The sequence below is a fragment of the Profundibacter amoris genome (assembly GCF_003544895.1).
GTDB classification, from domain to species: Bacteria; Pseudomonadota; Alphaproteobacteria; order Rhodobacterales; family Rhodobacteraceae; genus Profundibacter; species Profundibacter amoris.
Genome location: NZ_CP032125.1, coordinates 3,026,449 through 3,041,220 on the forward strand (window position 1 = coordinate 3,026,449; position 14,772 = coordinate 3,041,220).

Consider the following 14,772-nt stretch of genomic DNA (forward strand, 5'->3'; position numbering starts at 1 on the left):
CCTTTGCGAAAACATGCGCAGCGTAATCTTGAACAAGGCCGCCGCCCATGTCCGCATCCAACACCCCCCGCCCGTGGCTGTTCCGCACCTATGCGGGCCATTCGACCGCCGCCGCGTCAAACGCGCTGTATCGGGATAATCTGGCCAAGGGTCAGACCGGCCTGTCGGTGGCCTTCGATCTGCCCACCCAGACCGGATATGACAGCGATCATGTGTTGGCCAAGGGCGAGGTCGGCAAGGTTGGCGTGCCCGTCAGCCATCTGGGCGACATGCGCGCGCTGTTCGCCGATATTCCGCTGGAGCAGATGAATACCTCCATGACGATCAACGCCACCGCGCCGTGGTTGCTATCGCTCTATATCGCCGCTGCCGAGGAACAGAGCGCCGACGTCAGTAAACTGCAGGGCACAGTGCAAAACGACATCATCAAGGAATACCTGTCGCGCGGCACCTATATCTGCCCGCCAAAACCGTCCCTTCGGATGATCACCGACATCGCCGCCTACACCCGCGAACATCTGCCCAGATGGAACCCGATGAACGTCTGCTCCTACCACCTGCAAGAGGCCGGCGCGACACCCGAGGAGGAACTGGCCTTTGCACTGGCCACCGCCACCGCCGTGCTGGACGATCTGAAGGGCAAGGTGCCGGACGAGCATTTCCCCGCCATGGTCGGGCGCATTTCCTTCTTTGTGAATGCCGGTATCCGCTTTGTGACCGAGATGTGCAAGATGCGTGCCTTTGTCGAACTGTGGGATGAAATCACCCGTGAACGCTACGGTGTCGAGGATCCGAAATTCCGCCGCTTCCGTTACGGGGTGCAGGTGAACTCGCTGGGCCTGACCGAACAGCAGCCGGAAAACAACGTCTATCGCATATTGATCGAAATGCTGGCCGTGACCCTGTCCAAAAACGCCCGTGCCCGCGCGGTGCAGCTGCCTGCGTGGAACGAGGCTCTGGGCCTGCCGCGCCCGTGGGACCAGCAATGGTCGCTGCGGATGCAACAGATACTGGCCTATGAAACCGACCTGCTGGAATATGACGACCTGTTCGACGGCAACCCCGCCATCACCCGCAAGGTCGAGGAACTGAAAGCCGGCGCGCGTGCCGAACTGGCCCAGATCGACGGTATGGGCGGGGCGGTGGCGGCGATTGACTATATGAAATCGCGGCTGGTTGAATCAAATGCCGCCCGCATCGCAAAAATCGAGGCCCGCGAAACCACCGTGGTCGGCGTAAACCGCTGGACCGAGGCCGCCCCCAGCCCGCTGACCGCTGGTGACGGCTCGATCATGGTGGCCGATCCTGCGGCCGAGGCCGACCAGATTGCCCGCCTGAACGCCTGGCGGGCAGAGCGTGATGATGCGGCGGTGCAAAAGGCACTGGCCGATCTGCGCGCCGCTGCCAAATCCGGCGAAAACATCATGCCTGCATCCATTGCCGCCGCCCGCGCAGGCGCAACCACCGGCGAATGGGGGCAGGTGGTGCGTGATGCCTTTGGCCAATACCGCGGCCCCACCGGCGTTTCCAAAAACCCCAGCAACCGCACCGAAGGGCTTGAGGACATCCGCGCGCAAGTCGATGCGGCATCCGACCGTCTGGGCCGCCGCCTGAAACTGCTGGTCGGCAAGCCGGGTCTGGACGGCCATTCCAACGGCGCCGAACAGATCGCCACCCGCGCCCGTGATTGCGGCATGGACATTACCTATGACGGCATTCGCATGACGCCGGCGGAAATTGTGGAAAGCGCGAAAAAGGACGGTCCGCATGTGATCGGCCTGTCGATCCTGTCGGGCAGCCACATCCCGTTGATTGCCGATCTGATGCAACAGCTAAAGGATGCAGGCCTGACCGATATTCCGGTAATCGCAGGCGGCATCATCCCCGAGGATGACGCCATGGATTTGCGCAAAATGGGGGTCGCGCGGGTCTATACGCCCAAGGATTTCGAATTGAACAAGATTATGGCGGATATTGTCACGCTGGTTGATTCCCCCGACCGGTGACAGGATTCCGGCGATAACCGCCCATTACCCTGCAAACCCGTAACGGATTTTCGCGCGGTCAAGACCCGCGACGGGCACACAGGCCTTTGTCGGCAGGTCTTTGCGTAAACACTTGGTTTATTTGTGTGAACTTTACGCCTACCCGCACGAATTAAACCATTTATCAATGGCCTGTCTGCCCACCCCTTCATTAGGTCTCGGTTCTGTGTCCGGCAATCTGCCGTAAATCACACCAACCAAAAACTGGAGACCAAAATGAAAAAACTGATGTTCACCGCCCTCGCCGTTACCTTTGCTACCCCCCTGTTGGCCGAACCTGCCTGCACCCCCGGCGACAGCCTGAAACCCGTCTGGGAAGCCATCAAATCCTTCGAGGACGAAGGCGGCGAAGTTCTGAAGTTCAAGATCAATGACGGCGGCTGCTACGAGGTTTACGGCATGCTGGACAACACCAAAATGGAAGTTTTCTTTGATCCCAACACCGGTGCGGAAATCGACCGTATCAATTCCTGACCCACCTTCCTAACCACTCACGAGCAGCAGAAAGAGGCGCCGCATGGCTATCGTAGAAAATCAGCCCCTGACACGAAAATCCATTGCCGTTTGGGATATCGGCGTGCGCCTCTTTCACTGGTCTTTGGTGACCAGTGTTACCCTGTCCTATTTCGTCATATCCCCGCGTGATATGCATAAATTCTTTGGCTACACCGTGGTTGCCCTGATCACGTTTCGCCTGATCTGGGGGATAATCGGCCCCAAACATGCCCGGTTCAGCAATTTCATCCCAGGGCCGCGCAAATTGCTGGGTTATCTACGCGACATCGCCCGTGGCGTTGAGGAGAGATACATTGGCCACAATCCGGCAGGGGCCGCAATGATCGTCGCGCTGTTGCTGGTGCTGGGGGCTATCGGCACCACCGGCTATATGATGAGCATGGATGCCTATTTCGGCGAAGAATGGGTCGAGGATTTGCACAAGTCGCTGGTCAACGGCCTGCTGGCGTTGGTCGCGTTCCATCTGGCGGGTGTTGCATTGGCCAGCCGGCGCCACAGGGAAAACCTCGTCGCGGCAATGGTAACGGGGCAAAAACCCGAGGACGTTGATTAACTGTCCTTACGCTGTATTGAACACCCGTGACGGGTGCAATTCGCCGGATTTGTAAACGCCCACCGCGACGGCCTTGCCATCCAGCGATGCCCAGGCCTCGTCGCCGTATTCCACATCTGAGGCCAGCACCATCCCCGGATTGCCATGCCGCAAACGCGCGGCGGCCTCGGGGGTGCAGCGCAGTTCTGGCAGGTCTTCCAACCCCTGCTCCAGCGGGCGCAGATAGGCATCCAGATCACCGGTTTTGGCCAGTTCCTCGACCAGATCCATGGTGATGCCATCCTCGGCCTCGAACGGGCCGGACCAGACGCGGTGCAGCGATTTAACATGGGCATAGCAGCCCAGAACCGCACCCAGATCACGCGCGATCGAGCGCACATAGCCGCCTTTGCCACAAATCATTTCCAGCACGATGTGATCCTCGTCAATCCGCTCGACCAACTCCAGTTCCTCGACCCACAGCGGGCGGGCCTTGATCTCGACCTCCTCGCCCGCGCGGGCCAGTTTATAGGCGCGCTGACCGTCGATTTTCACGGCGGAAAACTGCGGCGGGATTTGCATGATGTCGCCGGTGAATTGTGGCAGGGCGGCGCGGATTTCATCATCGGTGGGGCGCGTGTCGGATTCAGCGATCACTTCGCCCTCGGCATCATCGGTGTTGGTCGCCTGTCCCAGCCGCACGGTAAAACGATAGGCCTTTTGCGCATCCGTGATATAGGGCACGGTTTTCGTCGCCTCGCCCAGCGCAATCGCCAGCACGCCGGTTGCCTCGGGGTCCAGTGTGCCCGCATGACCCGCCTTTTTCGCGTCCATCGCCCAGCGCACCTTGTTCACCACCGCATTCGAGGTGATGCCCGCCGGTTTGTTGATCACCAGCCAGCCCGAAATATCACGGCCATTTTTACGTCTGCGTCCCAAGGGTGTGCTCCAGAATTTACCTTAAGCTGTGGCGTTTAGTGCGCCTGCCCACGCAGGTCAACGGCTGATCACGGTGCCCACGATCACCCCCAGCGGAAAGCCACTGTCGGACCGGCCCAGATCAGGCGCAAACAGGCGCGAAACCTTGCCATCGAAATAAAGCGCGTTGGGGGTTTTCAGATGGTCGCGGAACAGCGAGCCGAATTCGTGGAAGGTGACGGGATTATCCGAAATCACAAACCAGGCGCGGGTGCCATCGGCCGATACGCCAACCCCGTTGCGGATATAACGCGAGGTTGCATCCAGCAGAAACCGCGGATGCAACGCCCCGTCAATCACCAGCATCGGGCCGGACTGCGTGGCGTAATCGCAAGCCGGCCTGGCATCACGAAACGCATTTGTTTCAATCACCGCCAGCCGGTCCTTACTAAAACAAAACACGCCATTGGGTTTCAGGCCAAAGTTGCCGTAGGTGCCGCCATCGGCCAGCGGTGCACGTTCTATGCCGTTTTCGACAAACAGGCCCACGGGGCTACGGTCGGTATGATACATCCCTGCATTCATCGCAAAACCCAGCGTCTGGCCGCTGTCCGCCAGCATCGCGTTGATCCGGCTGAAACTGCCCAGTAGCCGGCCATCGGCATCGGAATGGAACAACCGCAGATCATCCTCCAGCGTCACTTCGCAAAGGGTATAGTCGTTGGATTTATACGTCAGCGTTTCGCAGGCATTCGCCACAGCGGGCAGCAGCAACAGAAATGCCAAAGCGGCGCGGATCATTCACCGCCTCCGTCTGCATCCCCGCCGTCGCTGTCGTTTTCAATATCGCGGCGCACGGCATCCTGTTCCAGAATGCGGCGGGTCTCGTCCATCTGATCGAACGTTTCGTCGATCAGGAACCGGATTTCCGGCGCGTATTTCAGGGCCAGGGTTTTGGCCACCGCGCGGCGGATTTCATATCGGTTCTGACGCAGCAGCAACAGCGCCTGTTCCTTGTCCTTGCCGCCCAGCGGCAGCACAAAGGCGGTGGCGACCTTCAGGTCGGGCGATGTGCGCACCTCGCCAACCGTGATCGACATGCGGTTCAGGTCTGGGTCGTGGATATCGCCACGGGTCAGAATATCCGACAGGGAACGCCGGATCAACTCGCCAACACGCAGTTGACGTTGCGAGGGGCCACGGGCCGAATGGTGGGTTTGTTTTGCCATAAACCCCGTCTAAGCCGGTTGCGCGATCTGTGCAAGCGGGTCAGTATGCGCATAACAACAAATTCAGGAGATGCGGGATGAGCAAACTTCCGGGCGTGGTGGTAAACGGTGTGTCGGGCCGGATGGGTCAGATGCTGGTGAAACTGGTCAGTGAAAACAAGGCGATGCAACTGGTCGGCGCGTTAGAGCGGTCCGGCCATGAGTGGATCGGGCAGGACGTTGGTGTGGCAATGGGCGGGGCCGAATTAGGCGTGCTTGTCAGCGACAATCCGCTAGAAGTTATGGCCAAAGCCCAGGCGGTGATCGATTTCACGGTGCCTGCGGCCACGGTGGCGATGGCGGAACTGGCCGCGCAGGCGCGCGCGGTGCATGTGATCGGCACCACGGGGTTGTCGGACGATGATCTGGCGAAAATCAAGGCCGCATCGCGTCATTCGGTGGTGGTGCGGGCGGGCAACATGAGCCTCGGGGTGAACCTGCTGGTACAACTGACCAAACAGGTCGCCGCCGCGCTGGATGCGGATTTCGACATCGAAATTGTCGAGGCCCATCACAGGCACAAGGTGGACGCGCCATCGGGCACCGCGCTGATGCTGGGCGAGGCCGCCGCCGATGGGCGCGGGGTTTCTTTGGCCACGGTAAAGGACAGCGGGCGCGACGGGATCACCGGTGAACGCAAACGCGGGGACATCGGTTTTTCGGCCATTCGTGGCGGCGATATTGTGGGGGAACACGATGTGATTTTCGCCGGCGAAGGCGAGCGCATCGTGCTGCGCCACATGGCCACCGACCGCGCCATTTTCGCCCGAGGCGCGCTAAAGGCCGCGCTGTGGGGCCAAGGGCGCAAGCCCGGGGAATACAATATGCTGGATGTGCTGGGGTTGTAGGAGCAGGACCTACTTCCCTCGTTCCGCCAGTTTTCTGCGAACCCACCTGTAGTCCAGCATAATGACGGCCAGACCCAGCGGTATCATCCAGAACCCGAGAACCGGCAAAAAGCCGAAAAAACCGGCTATGACCAGAAACAGACCGGTTAGCGTTCGAATTCCCGGCGGGATATGTCTGTTAAACCAGCCAAGCAGCTTTTTGAATTTCTGCCGGATTTTGTAATCGGTCTGTTTCAAAAATCCACCGCGATCCCCTTCTTTTCCCAATCGCCATAGCGCACAGGCTCCGGCCCGTCGCGGCCGCCCAGCTCTTTGGGCAGTTCGGCGGCTTTGGCCTTTTTGCGGCGCTCCTCGGCTTCCCTAAGGGCGCGTTGCGCGGCGGGGGGCAGGTCTTTGAGGCTGTCTGGCATGGCTCGTCTCTTGTTCAGCTTGTCCCTATGATATAGGCCGAAACACAGGCATATCAACAAAGGAATACCCCCATGTCCCAACCCGGTCTAAACCCGCGCCGTGCGGCGGTTCGATTGCTGGACGGTGTATTGGGCAAGGGCGCGTTGCTGCCCGAACTGCTGGTGACCGGCGCGCTGGATAAACTGGACCCGTCCGAAAAGGCCCGCGCGCAGCGGCTGGCAATGGAAACCCTGCGCTGGATGGATCGGGCCGACCGGATGCTGGGGCCGTTCCTGCAACGCAAACCTGAATTGACTGTGCACAACGTGTTGCGCCTGTCGGTGGTCGAACTGTGCGTCGATGGCGCGGCGGCGCACGGGGTGGTGAATTCGGCGGTGTCGATGGTCAAGGCGGACAAGGTGCATCACCGGGCCTCGGGCATGGTCAACGCGGTGCTGCGCAAGATCGATGTTACGGCGTGGGATAAATTGCCGGAACCGCGCCTGCCAAAGTGGCTGCGCAAACCATTGGTGGCGGATTACGGCAAGAAAACAGTCGAGGCGATGGAGGCCAGCTTTGCCAACGGCGCACCACTGGATTTGACCCCCAAAGGGGACCCGGCACCGTTGGCCAAGGCAGTTGGCGGCACGGTGTTGCCGACCGGATCGGTGCGTGTGCTGGGGGCGGGTCAGGTCTCGGCCCTTGCCGGATATGAGGCGGGCGACTGGTGGGTGCAAGACGCCGCCGCCGCGATCCCAGCCAAGGTTTTGAATGCACAGGCGGGTGAACGCGTGCTGGACATGTGCGCCGCACCGGGGGGCAAAACCATGCAACTGGCCATGACGGGGGCCGATGTGGTGGCGATTGATGTCTCCAAAAAGCGGATGGTGCGGGTGCGCGAGAATCTGGAGCGCACGGGGCTGGATGCAACCCTGCGGGTCGTGGATGCGCTTGAGTGGCGCGAGGCGCTGTTTGACGCGATCCTGCTGGATGCGCCCTGCACCGCGACGGGCACAATTCGCCGGCACCCCGATTTGCCCCACGCCAAGGATGGGGCGGATTTCCCTACATTGTTTGCCTTGCAGGAACGGATGATTGACCACGCCCTTAGTCAACTAAAACCGGGCGGGCGGCTGGTATTTTGCACCTGTTCGCTGCTGCCGGACGAGGGCGAAATCCAGATCGAGGATGCCTTGAAGCGCCATGACGACATTACGGTCGAGCCGATCACCCTTGCGGGGCTTGATCCGGCATGGACCACCCCCGAAGGTGGCCTGCGCCTGCGCCCCGATTACTGGGCAGACACGGGCGGCATGGACGGGTTTTACATCGCCATGATCAGAAAAACCGTCTAGGGCGTGTCGCGTCTGATCGGTATCAGGCATTCATCCGGCAGGGCGAGGCAGCGCCTGCAACGCAGGTGCGTTCGCCTTGCCGGATGAATTCGATTTGGCGCGACATGCTTTAGCGCGGCTTGGTGACATTGCGCGTGGCGGTGCGCGCAATACCCAGTTGCCGTTCGCGCAGCACAATGGCCACGCCCGACAGGATGATCAGCGCAGCACCGGCCAGCATCGCCCATGTGGGCACCTCGCCAAAGGCGAAATAGCCGATCAGCAGAGACCAGATCATTGATACATAGGTAAAGGGTGCCAGCGTGCCCGCATCGGAAAAGCGGTAGCTGCTGGTCAGCAATATCTGCCCGATCCCGCCAACCACGCCCGCGCCGATCAGGTAAAACCATTCCATCCCCACCGGCCAGACCCAGCCAAAGGGCAGCGAAAACAGCGACAGAACCATCGACGTCATCGAGAAGAAAAACACGATGGCCGCGGTTTTCTCGACCCCGGCCATGCGTTTGATAGCGATCTGTGCAAAGGCGGCAAATCCGGCCGAGGCCAGCACCATCCCCGCCCCGATCAATTCCCGCTGCCCCGCACCGGCAAAGCCGGCATCAAAGCGCGGCCACAGGATGATCAGCACCCCGACCAGACCCGCCAAAACTGCCGCCAGACGCACCATGCGGATGCGTTCGCCCAGCAGGATGGCCGCAAATATCACGATCATAATCGGGGTGATGAAACGCAGGGCCGTGACCTCGGGCAGGGGCAGGAATTTCAGACCGGCAAAGCCCAGCCCCATGGCTAGCGTCCCCGCCACGCTGCGGTAGATATGGCCACGATAGTTTTGTGTATGCAGCCCGTGCCTCAGATCCCCGCGCATCGCCAGCCAGATCAGGATGATCGGCAGCGCGCAGGCAGACCGGAAAAACACAGCCTCGCCGGCGGGCACCCGTCCGGCGGCTTTGACAAAAGCGGACATCACGGAAAACACCGTCACCGCCAGCACGATCAGCAATATGCCGCGGGCGGGCCTCATGCCGATAGCCGCGCAACGGCCCAGCGGGCAGCGTCGGCAACCATTTCTTCATCGTCATTCACCAGCCCCGCCGCGACCTGGCGCAGGGTGGGATCACCGGAATTGCCGATCGCATACAGAACATTGCGCACAAAGCGCGCCCGTTTCATCCGCTTGACCGGACTGCCGGAAAATTTTTCACGAAAGGCGGTATCGTCCAGCACCGCCAGTTCCGCCAGCTTTGGCGCCAGCAGTTCGTCGCGGGCGACATAGCGCATCTCGCGGGCCTCGGCGGCGAATTTATTCCACGGGCAAGCGGCAAGGCAATCGTCGCAGCCATAGATGCGGTTGCCCAGTGCGGCGCGAAATTCCTCGTCCACCGGTCCCCAGTGTTCGATCGTCAGATAGGATATGCAGCGCCGCGCATCCAGTTGGTAGGGCGCGGGAAACGCATCGGTGGGGCAGGCATCCAGACAGGCGGTGCAACTGCCGCAGGTCTCGCTGGCCCGCCCGTCAACGGGCAGCTCAATGGTAGTAAAGATCGACCCCAGAAAGAACCAGCTTCCCAGATCGCGCCCGACCAGATTGGTGTGCTTGCCCTGCCAGCCCAGCCCCGCCGCCGCCGCCAGCGGTTTTTCCATCACCGGGGCTGTATCGACGAACACCTTGATCTGTGCCTCGGGTTCCTGTTCCAGCAACCAGCGCCCGACCCGTTTCAGCCGTTTCTTGACAATATCGTGGTAGTCGCGGTTCTGCGCATAAACCGAAATCGCCCCCCTGTCCGGCATCCCGACCACCTGCATCGGGTCGTGGTCCGGCGTATAGGCTTCGGCCAGCATGATCACCGATTTCGCCTCGGGCCACAGTTCCGCCGGATCACCGCGCCAGTTCATCCGCTCGGCCATCCAGCGCATCTGGCCGTGGCGCCCTTCCTTGACATAGGTTTTCAGGCGCTCGGCAATTTGCGGCACGTCCCACGGGCGGCAGATGCCTGCCTTGGAAAACCCTTCCCTCAGGGCGAAATCAACCAGCCGCGCCTTTAGGCCCGCCGTCAAAAATCCAGATCCGCATAATGGGCAGGCGGCGGGAAACCCGGCACCTGATCGGCCAGAATGGACCGGAACGCGGGGCGTGATTTGATCTTGGCATACCATTCGCGCACGTTTGCGTTTCGGTTCCAGTCCACATCCGAAATGTAATCCAGTGACGACAGATGCGCGGCGGCGGCGAAATCGGCCAGCGTCATTTGCCCGCCTGCCAGCCAGCGGCGCTGATCCAGCAACCAGCCCATATAATCCAGATGGAATTTGATCTTTTTCGCACCGGCCTTGATGTTCTTGCTGTCCGGATACCCCTGCCCCATCACCTTTTTGTTCACCCGCTCATACAGCAGATTGGCGGTGACCTCGTGGTGGAATTTATCGTCAAACCAGCTGACCAGACGCCGCACCTCGTAACGCTGTTTGGGGTCTTTGGGCAGCAGGGAAGGTTCGGGGTATGCCTCTTCCAGATATTCGCAAATCGGGGCGGATTCGGCCATTGTCATGCCGTCCATTTTCAGCACCGGCACCTTGCCCGCCGGATTGCGACGCAGGAAATCCGGGTCTTGCTCCCAGTATTTCTCCTCGACCAGTTCGACCTCGATCTTCTTTTCCGCCAAGGACAGGCGCACCTTGCGGCAATAGGGGGACAGCGGGACGTGGAAAAGTCGGTTCATTGCAAATACCACTCGGTTTTTTCTTTTGTATTAGCCGTGATTGGCCCCGCATATCAACCTTCGAAACAGGCCGAACGCCCATCCGCGCGGATGGTCGCCGCCCCGCTGATGATCGCGCGGGTGCGTTTGCGGATAAAAGAGGTGGGTTTAGACGCCGAGCGCCCCTTGGGGTTGGGCAGCACAGCGGCAAGACGCGCGGCCTGTGTCGGGGTCAGGTCTTCGGGGCCAACGCCAAAGTAATGCCGCGCCGCCGCCTCCACCCCGAATACGCCTTCGTCAAACTCGGCCACGTTCAGGTATACCTCGAGTATCCGGCGCTTGGTCCAGATTGCCTCGACCAGCGGAGTCATCAAGGCTTCGAGCGCCTTGCGGGTCCAGCTTCGGCCCTGCCACAGGTAGGTGTTTTTCACCACCTGCTGGCTGATGGTTGATGCGCCACGGTTGCCGCCGGAATCAATCGCCGCACGGATCGCCGCCATGTCAAAGCCCCAGTGGTTACAGAAATTCGCATCTTCGGCCGCCACGACCGAGCGCGCCATAACAGGCGCGATTTCCTCGATCGGCACCCACATGCGGTCCACCCCGTCCAGACGGCGGGCTTCGGACCAGATGTAGGGGGTGGTTGGCGGGTTCACAAAGGCATAAAAAACCACGGCCAGAAACGTTAACGCGGCAAACACCAGACCGGCGCGAAACGCCCATTTCATCACCCATCGAAACGGGCGAAAACGCCGCTTTTTCTCGGGCGCATCCTTCTTCGGCTTTTTCTTGGCCGCGGGTTTCTTTTTTACTGTTTTCTTAGCCACAGGAAACCATAGCCGCCGGATGTTGGACGGGGCAAGCCCCGTTCAGGTTAATCGGCAATACCAAGGCTGCCGTATGGCAAAAAGCGCACCATGTCGCCTTCGTTCACGGTCAGCGCGCCATCGGGCAATTCCACCAGACCATTGGCCCATGCCAGCCCCGAAATCCGGCCCGAGCCTTCAGATTTGAACATCTCGACCCGTCCGTCCGCGCCCACCCGCGCCCGCAGGTATTCGCGCCGGCCCGGCTTTTTGGATTTGCTGAAGGCGGCAGGCACCATGAACGCTTGCGGCGTGATCCAGCCTGCACCGGATAGCGCCGACAGGGAAGGGCGTGCGAAAATAGCTGCGGTGACAAAGGCCGCGACAGGGTTGCCCGGCAGGCCGAACACCGGCACCCCGTGCCACATGCCCAGCGCCAAGGGCCGGCCCGGTTTTAACGCAATGCGCCACGCCTCAAGCGCGCCTTCTTCTTTCAACAGGGCGGAAACGTGGTCCTCGTCCCCCGCCGAGGCCCCGCCCGAGGTAAGGATCACATCCACCTTTTCGTGGGCGCTATCCAGACAGGATTTCAACAGCGCGCGGTCATCGTTCACATGGCCCAGATCAACGGCTTCATGCCCCCAGTCGGTTGCCAGCGCCAACAGCATCGGGCGGTTGGCGTCATAGGTTTTGCCCTTGGGCGAAGCACCGCCATCGGCGGGCACGATTTCATCCCCCGTGGACAGAACCCCGACCCGCAGGCGTTTATAGACCGTCACTTTGGCCACACCCAGACCGGTCAGCAGGGCCAGATCGGGGCTGCGCAACCTGTGACCGGCAGGCAGGGCCAATTGCCCCGCCTTAACATCCTCGCCCGCCTTGCGGGTGTTGGCGTTGGGCTTGACTGGTCCCTGAAAAGCGACATGCCCGTCCTGCACGTTCACGTCCTCTTGCATCACCACGGTATCGACCCCTTCGGGGATCAGGGCGCCGGTCAGGATGCGGATGGCATGGCCCGCTGGCACCACGCCTTCAAACGGCTCTCCGGCGGCCGCGCGGCCATCCACCAATGGCAGAACCTGCGGGCCGTCTGCGATACCGGCATGGGCAAAACCGTATCCATCCACCGCCGAATTGGCCCCGGGCGGGTTCGAGCGCAGCGCCATCTGGTCCACCGCCAGCACACTGCCAGCGGCATCAGGCACGGCGATTTCCTCGGTGCCGACAACCGGCCCCAGACGGGATTTCAGATGTGCCAGCGCGTCATCCACCGGCATCCACTCCACACCGGGCGGCAGGGCGAAACAGTCGTCCTTCATCACCGGCGCGGCGATGTCGGGCGTGTTTTCGGCAGATTTGGCCACCAGCCCCGTTTCCTGCAAAATAAACTCGGCAATCGCCACCGTATCGTCCAGATCAAACACCGGCACCGGCACCTCTTGCGGCCCGTTATCGCTGGCCACCGCACGCACGGTTTCATCCTCAAGCGCCAATAACGGTTGACCCGTAGCCTTGCGGTTGGCCTCGATCTTGGGGTGATCATCGCGCTTGTAGCCCTCGATCAGCACCAGATCATTGGGCGACAGATGCGCCAGCAATTGCTCCAGCGTCGGTTCATCCTGACCGCGCAATTCATGCATCAAAGCCCAGCGCTGACGCGAGGCCAACAGCACCTCGGTCGCGCCCGCCTCGCGGTGGCGATAGCTGTCTTTGCCCTGATGATCGACATCAAAACTGTGGTGCGCGTGTTTCAGTGTGGCCACGGTGAACCCGCGCGACGTGATCTCGGCCACCAGCCGTTCCATCAGTCCGGTTTTGCCCGAATTCTTCCAGCCAACGACCCCGAAAACCCTCATGCCTTTTCCCCTGTCAGCAATTCTTCTGCCCGTGTCATATCCTCGGGCGTGTTGACGTTAAAGAAAGGATCGAACCCCTGCACCGCAAACGGCGCTAATGCCGCACCCTGGCTGTCGGTCCATTGCACGATCTTGCGCACCCCGTCGGTCAGCGCAGCCCGCAGATCATCGCGCAGGGCAACCGGCCACAGGCCGAAGGTCGGCTGGCGCAACATCCCGCGTTTGGGGTGCGGGGTGGCAGCCAGTGCGATCGGCACACCTTCGGTTTCGGCGGCCAGTTGCAGGCGTGGCACCAGATCGGCGGGGAAAAACGGTGTGTCGGCGGCGGCGGTGACGATATGGTCCGCCCCCTGCTCTGCCGCCCAGTCCAGACCGGCCAGAACCCCCGCCAAAGGCCCCGCGAAGCCTTCGATACTGTCGGCCACCACCGGCAGACCGTATTCAGCGAACCGCCCCGCATCACCATTGGCATTGATCGCCAGACCCGCCACTTGCGGCTCCAGCCGTTCAATCACCCGCGACAGCAGGCTTTGGCCACCCAGCATCAGCATGCCCTTGTCGCCACCGCCCATGCGCCGCGCCAAACCGCCTGCCAGTATCACACCTAAAGGAGCCTTCATCCCTGATACGCCCCCTTGCGACGATGTTTCTTGTCCTCGTCCGGCACCAATGAGGGGTCAGCATCGCGCACCAGCCGTTCGGCCCCCGCAAGGCACTGGAACCGCCGCCCGCGCATCCGCCCGATCAGCGTCAAGCCGACCTGATTGGCAATTTCCACCCCCCAGGCGGTAAAGCCCGAACGCGAGGCCAGAACCGGTATTCCCATCATCGCGGTTTTGATCACCATCTCGCTGGTCAACCGGCCCGTGGTATACAGAATCTTGTCCGCCGCCGTAGCGTTATTGGACAGCATCCAGCCTGCCGCCTTGTCCACCGCGTTATGGCGCCCCACGTCCTCCATATAGACCAACGGGCGGTCACGCTGACACAGCACCGTGCCGTGCAGCGCGCCGGCGGTCAGATACAGGCTTGGTGTGCGGTTGATCTTGTCCGACAGGGCATAGAGCCAGGATGTGCGCAGTTCCGCATCGGGCAGTTTCACCCCCGCCAGCCCCTCCATCATGTCGCCAAACACAGTGCCCACGGCACAGCCCGAGGTGCGGGTCTTGCGGGCCAGTTTATCCTCGTAATCGGTTTCAACAGCAGTGCGCACGACAACGGTTTCCAGCTCCTCGTCGAAATCGACGCCGGTGATTTCCTCGTCCTCCGCCAGCATTCCCTGATTGCGCAGAAATCCCAGCGCCAGATATTCGGGATAGTCGCCGATGGTCATGGCCGTGACGATCTCGCGTTTGTTCAGGAAAATGGTCAGCGGGCGTTCCTCGATCACGCGCACCTCCTGGCTCTGACCCAGATGGTCCACCGCCGGCACCGCACGGGTCAGCCGCGCGGCTCCGGGATCGGGCGCGATCAGATATTCCGCCAGATGATCGTTGTTCGCCATTTGCATAACCCCCGAAAACGCCCTACTGCGGAAAA

Annotated in this window: 17 protein-coding genes; 5 read left to right on the top strand and 12 right to left on the bottom strand. The window is 61.2% G+C overall.

From position 1 onward, the window contains the following. Window positions 1-47: 47 nt before the first annotated feature. From BAR1_RS15105 to BAR1_RS15115, 3 genes are all read left to right on the top strand, one after another. Entirely contained in the window at window positions 48-2,006 is a 1,959-nt protein-coding gene (locus tag BAR1_RS15105) for a protein meaA (protein WP_118943797.1), read from the top strand. Between the two features lie 255 nt (window positions 2,007-2,261). After that, window positions 2,262-2,519 carry a PepSY domain-containing protein gene (locus tag BAR1_RS15110; protein ID WP_118943798.1) on the top strand — a complete coding sequence of 86 codons (258 nt, stop codon included), beginning with the start codon at window positions 2,262-2,264 and terminating at the stop codon, window positions 2,517-2,519. A 43-nt stretch (window positions 2,520-2,562) separates the two neighbouring features. Further along, complete coding sequence (locus BAR1_RS15115; protein ID WP_118943799.1) at window positions 2,563-3,114, top strand: cytochrome b/b6 domain-containing protein; 552 nt, start codon at window positions 2,563-2,565, stop codon at window positions 3,112-3,114. A 6-nt stretch (window positions 3,115-3,120) separates the two neighbouring features. Here BAR1_RS15115 and truB read toward each other — a convergent pair whose 3' ends face one another. From truB to rbfA, 3 genes are read right to left on the bottom strand one after another with little or no spacing between them, the layout of a single operon-like run. Further along, a complete protein-coding gene (truB, locus tag BAR1_RS15120) occupies window positions 3,121-4,032 on the bottom strand; it encodes a tRNA pseudouridine(55) synthase TruB (protein WP_118943800.1) in 912 nt (303 codons plus the stop codon). A 57-nt stretch (window positions 4,033-4,089) separates the two neighbouring features. Continuing rightward, a complete protein-coding gene (locus BAR1_RS15125) occupies window positions 4,090-4,812 on the bottom strand; it encodes a phosphodiester glycosidase family protein (protein ID WP_118943801.1) in 723 nt (240 codons plus the stop codon). Beyond that, window positions 4,809-5,240, bottom strand: a complete 432-nt coding sequence (gene rbfA, locus BAR1_RS15130) for a 30S ribosome-binding factor RbfA (RefSeq protein WP_118943802.1) — start codon at window positions 5,238-5,240, stop codon at window positions 4,809-4,811. The genes BAR1_RS15125 and rbfA overlap by 4 nt, the downstream gene beginning before the upstream one ends. Window positions 5,241-5,317: 77 nt before the next feature. On the opposite strand from rbfA, the gene dapB reads away from it, so the two are divergent. After that, window positions 5,318-6,127, top strand: a complete 810-nt coding sequence (gene dapB, locus BAR1_RS15135; protein ID WP_118943803.1) for a 4-hydroxy-tetrahydrodipicolinate reductase — start codon at window positions 5,318-5,320, stop codon at window positions 6,125-6,127. Window positions 6,128-6,136: 9 nt separating this feature from the next. On the opposite strand, the gene BAR1_RS15140 is transcribed toward dapB, so the two are convergent. Both BAR1_RS15140 and BAR1_RS15145 read right to left on the bottom strand, forming a co-directional pair. Beyond that, on the bottom strand, window positions 6,137-6,364 hold the full coding sequence (locus BAR1_RS15140; RefSeq protein WP_118943804.1) for a hypothetical protein: 228 nt from the start codon (window positions 6,362-6,364) through the stop codon (window positions 6,137-6,139). After that, window positions 6,361-6,537, bottom strand: a complete 177-nt coding sequence (locus BAR1_RS15145) for a DUF1674 domain-containing protein (protein ID WP_118943805.1) — start codon at window positions 6,535-6,537, stop codon at window positions 6,361-6,363. Before BAR1_RS15145 ends, BAR1_RS15140 begins: the two co-directional genes overlap by 4 nt. A 72-nt stretch (window positions 6,538-6,609) precedes the next feature. On the opposite strand from BAR1_RS15145, the gene BAR1_RS15150 reads away from it, so the two are divergent. Beyond that, window positions 6,610-7,872 (top strand): RsmB/NOP family class I SAM-dependent RNA methyltransferase, encoded by a 1,263-nt coding sequence (locus BAR1_RS15150; RefSeq protein WP_118943806.1) that lies wholly within the window; start codon window positions 6,610-6,612, stop codon window positions 7,870-7,872. 109 nt (window positions 7,873-7,981) lie between these two features. On the opposite strand, the gene BAR1_RS15155 is transcribed toward BAR1_RS15150, so the two are convergent. Genes BAR1_RS15155 through BAR1_RS15185 form a run of 7 tightly spaced genes read right to left on the bottom strand, consistent with a single transcriptional unit; the run spans window position 7,982 to window position 14,743 of the window. Beyond that, window positions 7,982-8,896 (bottom strand): DMT family transporter, encoded by a 915-nt coding sequence (locus BAR1_RS15155; RefSeq protein WP_118943807.1) that lies wholly within the window; start codon window positions 8,894-8,896, stop codon window positions 7,982-7,984. Next, entirely contained in the window at window positions 8,893-9,930 is a 1,038-nt protein-coding gene (gene queG / locus BAR1_RS15160) for a tRNA epoxyqueuosine(34) reductase QueG (protein WP_228408570.1), read from the bottom strand. Before queG ends, BAR1_RS15155 begins: the two co-directional genes overlap by 4 nt. After that, a complete protein-coding gene (gene fzlA, locus BAR1_RS15165) occupies window positions 9,927-10,592 on the bottom strand; it encodes an FtsZ-binding protein FzlA (protein ID WP_118944505.1) in 666 nt (221 codons plus the stop codon). The genes queG and fzlA overlap by 4 nt, the downstream gene beginning before the upstream one ends. 53 nt (window positions 10,593-10,645) lie before the next feature. Further along, on the bottom strand, window positions 10,646-11,398 hold the full coding sequence (gene mtgA, locus BAR1_RS15170) for a monofunctional biosynthetic peptidoglycan transglycosylase (protein ID WP_118943809.1): 753 nt from the start codon (window positions 11,396-11,398) through the stop codon (window positions 10,646-10,648). Window positions 11,399-11,445: 47 nt separating this feature from the next. Then, window positions 11,446-13,233 (bottom strand): bifunctional molybdopterin-guanine dinucleotide biosynthesis adaptor protein MobB/molybdopterin molybdotransferase MoeA, encoded by a 1,788-nt coding sequence (locus BAR1_RS15175; protein ID WP_118943810.1) that lies wholly within the window; start codon window positions 13,231-13,233, stop codon window positions 11,446-11,448. Further along, entirely contained in the window at window positions 13,230-13,853 is a 624-nt protein-coding gene (gene mobA / locus BAR1_RS15180) for a molybdenum cofactor guanylyltransferase MobA (RefSeq protein ID WP_118943811.1), read from the bottom strand. The genes BAR1_RS15175 and mobA overlap by 4 nt, the downstream gene beginning before the upstream one ends. Continuing rightward, on the bottom strand, window positions 13,850-14,743 hold the full coding sequence (locus BAR1_RS15185; protein WP_407681519.1) for a formate dehydrogenase accessory sulfurtransferase FdhD: 894 nt from the start codon (window positions 14,741-14,743) through the stop codon (window positions 13,850-13,852). Before BAR1_RS15185 ends, mobA begins: the two co-directional genes overlap by 4 nt. Between the last annotated feature and the right edge of the window lie 29 nt (window positions 14,744-14,772).